The sequence below is a fragment of the Rhodoplanes roseus genome, from assembly GCF_003258865.1.
GTDB classification, from domain to species: Bacteria; Pseudomonadota; Alphaproteobacteria; order Rhizobiales; family Xanthobacteraceae; genus Rhodoplanes; species Rhodoplanes roseus.
This window is the reverse complement of the sequence record NZ_NPEX01000294.1, coordinates 1-6,747: the sequence shown is the minus strand read 5'-3', so window position 1 is coordinate 6,747 and position 6,747 is coordinate 1. Positions and strand designations below refer to the sequence as shown.

Sequence of the window (6,747 nt, the reverse complement as noted above, 5' to 3'; positions counted from 1 at the left end):
GCCCGCCTTCAGCGGTCGACCCTCCCGCTCCAGGGGAGGGTGAAGCGAGGGCCTCGGCCCATCGCACGCGCATTGCGGCTGCCACTCCCCGCCTCGCCCCCGGATCCACTAGACTGGCTTCGACTAACGAGGCCGTCATGACGATCCGGACCCCCGTGCAGATGGACAAGTCCGCCTTCCTGGCCTGGGCCGAGCGCCAGGCGGAGAACTACGAGCTCGTGCGGGGGCGCATCGCGATGATGACCGGCGGCCCGCGGGGGCATTGGCAGATCTCCTTCAACATCGCCAAATCCTTGGATGCGCGGATCGATCCGGAGACCTGGGCGGTGGGGCAGGAATTCGGCGTCGACGTCGGCCCGGCGACGGTCCGGTTTCCCGATATCGTCGTCGATCGCGCCGGCGAGCCCGTGACCGACCACACCGCGACCGCGCCGGTGCTGATCGCCGAGGTGCTGTCGCCCTCCTCCGAGCGGATCGATCTCGGCGACAAGGCGGCCGAGTATCTGGCGCTGCCGAGCCTCGGCACCTACCTGGTCGTCGCTCAGGACGAGGTGAAGGCCTGGGTCTGGACCCGGACGGCCGCCGGGTTTCCGGCCGGCCCTCTCGTCGTCGACGGCGCGGCCGCCGTGATCGATCTCCCGGCGCTCGGCATCGCCCTGCCGCTCGGCGAGGTCTACCGGCGCGTCCGCATGGAGTGACCCGCCTCAGCGCCCGAGCGCGTTCAGGAGCGCCTCGTGGAAGCGGGCCGGATCCTCGGTCTGCGGGGCATGGCCGAGCCCGTCGAACTCGATCAGCGTCGCGCCCGGGATCGCGGCCTTGGCCTTGCGGCCGAGCGCCGGGTAGTCGCCGAGCTTTTCGGCGACGTCGGGCGGCGCCCGGTTGGCGCCGGGCGCGGTGCGGTCGAGCTGGCCGATCATCAGCACGGTCGGCACGCGGATGTTCGGGAACTCGTGGACGACCGGCTGGGTGAAGATCATGTCCGAGGTCTTCGCCCCGGCGCGCGCCACCAGCTCCTTGCCGGGGCCGGCATAGAGGCCGGCGAGCATCAGCACCGGCGGGTCGTAGTCCGGCGTCCACTGACCGTTGTAGTAGAACTTGTTCTGATAGGCCCGGATGGTGTCGTAGCTGGTCTTCAGCTCGGCCTGGTAGGCCTGCTCGATGGTGCCGTAAGGCACGCCGGCGGCCTGCCAGTCCTCCAGCCCGAGCGGGTTCACCATCACGAGCGTCTCGGTCATGGCCGGGAACATCAGCGCGAAGCGTGCCGCCAGCATGCCGCCCATCGAATGGCCGACCACCGTGACCTTGTCGACGCCGCGCTGCCGCAGCAGCTCCATGGTATTGGTCGCGAGCTGCTGGAAGCTGTACTGGTAGTCCTCCGGCTTGCTCGACGCGCAGAAGCCGATCTGGTCGGGCGCGATCACCCTGTAGCCGGCGCCGGCCAGGACCTCGATCGTGCGCTTCCACGTCGCGGCGCAGAAGTTCTTGCCGTGCAGCAGCACGACCGTGCGCCCGTTGGCCGGACCGCGCGGCGCCACGTCCATGAACGACATGGTGACGCTCTCGTGCTGCGACGTGAACGCGTGGCGCTCCAGCGGAAACGGATAGGGGTAGCCTTCGAGATGGAGTCCGTAGAGCTTCACGGCGGGACGCGCCGCGTCCTGGGCCAGGGCGGCGCCGGGCAGCGCGAGGAGGGCCGCAGCGGCGACAGCAGTGAGAGCTCGCATCCCGATGGCCTCCGTTCGGCGGCCCCCCGGCCCCGTCTGCGCCACGAAAAGCCCCTGCGGCCGCGAACGTTCCGCAATGCGGCGGCCCCGGTGGCGGCCGCGGCACGAGCGGGCGCCCGAACGCGAAAAAGGCCCGGGCATTCTCGCCCGGGCCTCTTCCGTCAGCGTCGCAAGACGCTGGTCCCCCAACCCGCCCCGCGCGGGATTAGTCACGACCACGAAGTGCGCGATGCGCGTTCATCCGGCGTCACCGTGTCCGCCGTGGCCGTTGGCGCCGGAGCGCCCTTGTCTTGATCAGGATGAGGCCGGACGGTTAACGACAGGTTAACGCCGCGAAGAATTTTCACGCACGCGCATTCAGGAGTCCGATACCGATCGCGGGCGCCCGCCTACTCGGCCGGCGTCGGGTCGGCCGCGACGTGCAGGCGCGGCGTCGCCAGCGTCACCACGGCGACGAGCCCCAGCACGGCGGCGAGGAAGACGGCCGAGACCGCCACCAGCGCGACCAGCACGAGGTCGAAGCCGCCGCGCGCATGCAGCAGCGCGATCACCGGCACGGCGACGCCCGACGACGCGAAGGACAGGAAGTAGCGCACCGCATAGACGCGCCCGCGCCAGGCGTCGGCCGTGTAGCGCGCGATCACCATGTCGCCCACCGTGACCTGCCCGTACAGCGCCGCCATCACGACCGCCAGCGCGGCGATCAGCAGCATGCCCTCGGCCCGCACGGCCCAGGCCGCACCGGCGAACAGGATGGCCACCACGACGGCGAACAGGATGTGCGGCGCGACCTTCTCGGCGACGCGCCCGATCACCAGCTGGGCGACGGCGCCGCACAGGAACACCGCGGTCGCGAGCCCGCCCACCGCGGCGAGCGCGACGCCGCCGCCGAGCCGCTCGTCGACGATCTTGGGCAGCGCCACCACGATGGTGTTGAAGGTGAGCCCGCCGCAGAACGAGATGATGGTGTAGAGGCTGAAGAACGTGATGGCGGCGGCGCGCGGCAGCACGATCTCGGCGACGCGGGTGCGGCTGGCGGTCTCGTGGCGGTCGTCCGCCACCATGGCCAGATAGGCGATGCCGATCGCGACGCAGACCAGCGCCGGCACCCAGAAGGCGCCGCGCCAGCCGAGCCAGGAGGCCAGCACCGCCGTGACGCCGGAGGCGAGCGCGACGCCGAGATTGCCGCACACCCCGTTGAAGGCGAGCGTGCGCCCGCGCGCGTTGGAGGCCTGGATCAGCATCGCCATGCCGACCGGGTGATAGATCGCGGCGAACACGCCGAGCATGAACAGCGCCACGGCGAGCATCGGCAGCGTCGGCGCGACCGCGCAGCCGACGAGCGACAGGCCGCAGCCGATGAAGAACACCGCCATCATGACGCGGCGGCTGAAGCGATCGGCGATCCAGCCGGCCGGCAGCGAGAACAGGCCGAAGGCCACGAACATAGCGGTGGAGAGGACGATCAGCTCCGAATAGGGCCGCTGGTAGACGACCTCGAGCCCGATCACCACGGTCGGGAAGATGCCGAGCACGAAGTGGTCGATGCCGTGCGCGACATTGAGGAAGCCGATGGTGCGCCGGGTCTGCTGCACCGCGTGGCTCGCGCCATCGCTGTCGCGCCGATCGGTCGGGGGCATGAGAAAACGTCCTGCGAGCGGGAGCGCGATCCTAACACGGGCTAGGCGCCTTCCGGCAAGGCGCTGCGGTTGTGGCTCCCCTGCAACGGCGCGTGGCCTTCGTGCATTTGCTCCTCGCATTTCCGGTTTTGTTCGCGTGGATCTCCGCCGGCGCGCTCGCTAGGCTTGCGTCACAGGTGCGGCGAACCTGAGCATTCCGGTTTCCACGGGATCGTGCCATGTGCCGGTCGGGAATCGGCGCGGTCGCTTTGGCAACCGCGTTGCTCGGTGCTCCCGTGTGCATGCCGGCCGCCTCGGCGCAGCCTGCTGCCACCGCACCCGTCTCTGCCGATCTGCTCGCGACGCTCGAGGCCGAGCGCCTGCTGCTGTTCGGCGGAACGGATTTCTGGCGGGCCGGCGGCTTTCTGCACGGCGGCTTCGCCTGGGCGCCCGACGGGCTGGCGCATGACGGGCCGGTCTTCAAGGTTCTGGCCGGCGCCGGAACTTATCAGTACCGCGTCGGCCGCACGCCGATCGAGGCGGCCCAGACGCTCCTCAGCGTGACTCCCGGCTGGATCTTTCGTCGCGACCGCTTCATCGCCGTGGTGCACGGCGGCATCGACCTGCAGGACCAATGGACCCTGCCGGTCGATCCGGGCAATCCGCTGCGCGGTCCGCATGCCGGCATGAGGCTCGGCCTCGAGACCTGGTGGGAGCCGCTCCAGGACGTCATGGTGAAGTCCCACGCGACCTGGTCCTCGACCGGGCACGGCTGGGGCGCCGGCGCCGCCGCGGGCTATCGGATGCTGCAGACCTGGTACGGCGGCCTCTTCGTCGGTCCCGAGGTCCAGGCCTATGGCGACGCCACCTATCATCAGCTCCGGGCCGGGCTGCACGGCACCGCCCTGCAATACGGCCCCTACCAGTGGTCCGCCGGCATGGGCTGGGTCACCGACTCCGACCACCGCTCCGGCCTCTATGTCCGGATCGGCGTGCTGACCAAGATGTGACGCCTGCGGCTCACGCCGCCGGCGGCGGTGCCCGTCGCGGGAACAGCAGGCGCTGGTACAGCAGTCCGATGCCGACCAGCACGAGGCCGAGCCCGATGAAGGACAGCGCGCGAAAAATGCCGGTGAGGCCGGCCATGTCGTAGAGGAAGACCTTTCCGATCGTCAGCGTCACCACGGCGGCGGACGCGAGACGCGCCGGCTGCGAGCGCAGCAGGATGCCGGCGAGCAGCAGCGCGACGCCGAAGCCGAGCCAGGCGGCCGAGTAGGTGTACTGCTCGACATCCGTGGTCGGCCCGATGGTCAGCACCGCGCCGTGATAGGCACGCCGGATCTCCAGGCTGAGCCACAGCATCGCGAGGCCCACCGCCGCAGTGGCGGCGACGGCCCGGTACGCCATCGGCCGGGTGTGCCGCGCCACCAGGGACAGGATCGCGGCCAGCACGGCCGGGATGCCGTAGCCGAGCAGGATCAGGTTCACCAGCGGGCCGCCGACGGCCTCACCCGTCACCAGCGGGTCGGCGAGCAGCACGAGGCCGCCGAGGATGCCGGCGAGCGCCAGCGCCGCCATGGCCAGCGCGCCGATGTCGTGCACGATCGAGCCGGTGCGCAGCCGCAGCCGTTCGAGGCCGATCGCCATCGCGAGCCAGGCGGCGACCTGCAGGCCGACCTCGGTCAGCGGGCCGGCCGGGCGGTAGATGTCGCCGCCCTGCACGAAGTGGCGGATCTCCAGCGTCAGCAGCAGCACCGTGAACAGGATGGCCAGCGTGTCGACGGTGCGGGCCGGTCCGTCGTCGGCGCGCTTGCGGAGCAGATATCCGCCCGTCCAGAACGCCAGCGCCGGGACGCCGTAGCCCCACAGGAGCCAGTTGAAGACCGGCGTCGTGCCGACCAGGGAGCCGACGATGCGCGGCTCCCAGCCGATGCGGGCGAGCACGACGAGCGCGGTGCCGGCGGCGAGCCAGCGCAGCGCCGGCAGCGGCCGCTGCCGCTCGACGGCGGCGATGCCGGCCACCGTGAGGGCGAGCGCGACGGTGAGCCAGCCCTTGTCCAGCGCCATGGTGAGGGCGAGCGCCAGCGCCGCGACGCTGCCGACCGCGAAGATCGCCTGTCCGGCCGCGAGCCCGGGGCGCACGGGGCGGCGCACGAGAGTCTCGGTCGCCACCGCGAACAGCGCGGCGAGCAGCAGCGCGAGCCCGGCGAACGGGATCGAGCGGTCGAAGCCGGCGATGCGCCAGTAGAGCGCGACCAGAATCGCCAGCGGGGTCGCGATGGCGCACCACGCCCACACCTGCGGGATCACCGCCCGCTCGGAGCGCCCCTGTGCGAAAAAGCCGGCGGCGCCGAACAGCGCTGCGAAGCCGAAGCCGGCCAGCATGTGCAGCATGAAGGAGGCGCGCACCGGCTCCGGCACGGCGCCGGCGACCGGCCCGGCCGGCGCGATCAGCGTGTCGAGCCGCGTCTCGGTCGCCCACTCGGCCATTACCAGCACGGCGAGCCCGGCCGCCACCGGCGCGGCGCCGAGCGCCGCCGGCGATTTTCGCGCGATGCCCACGGTGGCGACGACCAGCAGCGTGAATCCCGTCAGCGCGACGGAGTCGTGGCCGCTCACCATGGTGAGAAGACCCGCCGGCACCAGCCAGGCGGCGAGCGCCAGCGACGAGATCTCGTCGACCGTGTCGGGCGTCGCGTCCGGCCCGAACAGCAGGCCGGCGACGATCATGGCGGCGGCCAGCGCGAAGCCGATCACGATGTACACGGTGTGCGGCACGGCCGTCGCGACCGCCGCCTCCGCGAGGCCGGGCAGCGTCCACAGCGTCGCGAAGCACACCGCGGTCAGCGCCAGCCAGCGCCACAGCCGCGCCCGGGCGAGCGCGAAGGCGGCCGCGGTGACGACGGTGAGATACAGATACAGCGCCCAGAAGCTCGGCTCGTCGCTCGACACCAGCAGCGGCGTCACATAGGCGCCGACGAGGCCGAGGCCGGCGAGCGCCGGCCCGTGCAGCAGCGCCGCCGCGAGCGTCGCCAGCGCGACGACGCCGAGCAGCAGGAAGGCCAAAGGCGGCGCCAGGAAGCCGTACAGCGCGTAGGCGGCGTAGACGGTCGCGTAGGCGACGGTCGTGCCGGCCGCGGTCAGGATGCTGGGCACATGCGCGCTCGGGATCGCGACGGCGCCGAGGCGCAGCTCGTTGCGCCGCGACCACTCGCCGGCGACGACCAGCGCGGCGGCCAGCAGCGCGCCGAGCGCCACCCGCACGCCGGGCCCGATCAGCCCCTGCTCGATCGAGAAGCGGACCAGGAAGATGCCGCCGAGCGCCAGCGCGACGCCGCCGACCCAGACGACCCATTGCGTCCCGAAGCGCTCCTCGAAGCCGCGCTCCGGCTCGGGAGCGACGG

Annotated in this window: 5 protein-coding genes; 2 read left to right on the top strand and 3 right to left on the bottom strand. The window is 71.8% G+C overall.

What is annotated here, in order from left to right; all coding sequences use genetic code 11:
* Nucleotides 1–137: 137 nt before the first annotated feature.
* Nucleotides 138–698, top strand: a complete 561-nt coding sequence (locus CH341_RS26185; protein ID WP_111421903.1) for a Uma2 family endonuclease — start codon at nucleotides 138–140, stop codon at nucleotides 696–698.
* A 6-nt stretch (nucleotides 699–704) separates the two neighbouring features.
* Here the strand turns inward: CH341_RS26185 and CH341_RS26180 are convergent, their stop codons facing one another.
* Both CH341_RS26180 and CH341_RS26175 read right to left on the bottom strand, forming a co-directional pair.
* The gene (locus tag CH341_RS26180; protein WP_111421902.1) at nucleotides 705–1,724 is read right to left on the bottom strand and encodes an alpha/beta fold hydrolase; all 1,020 of its coding nucleotides are present in this window, start codon (nucleotides 1,722–1,724) and stop codon (nucleotides 705–707) included.
* A gap of 389 nt (nucleotides 1,725–2,113) precedes the next feature.
* Entirely contained in the window at nucleotides 2,114–3,364 is a 1,251-nt protein-coding gene (locus tag CH341_RS26175; RefSeq protein ID WP_170149816.1) for an MFS transporter, read from the bottom strand.
* A gap of 281 nt (nucleotides 3,365–3,645) precedes the next feature.
* Between CH341_RS26175 and bcsS the strand changes: the two genes are divergently transcribed.
* A complete protein-coding gene (bcsS, locus tag CH341_RS26170) occupies nucleotides 3,646–4,353 on the top strand; it encodes a cellulose biosynthesis protein BcsS (protein ID WP_170149815.1) in 708 nt (235 codons plus the stop codon).
* A gap of 10 nt (nucleotides 4,354–4,363) precedes the next feature.
* On the opposite strand, the gene CH341_RS26165 is transcribed toward bcsS, so the two are convergent.
* Nucleotides 4,364–6,747 (bottom strand): DUF2339 domain-containing protein (locus CH341_RS26165; protein WP_111421899.1); only part of this gene is annotated, 2,384 nt, incomplete at its 5' end.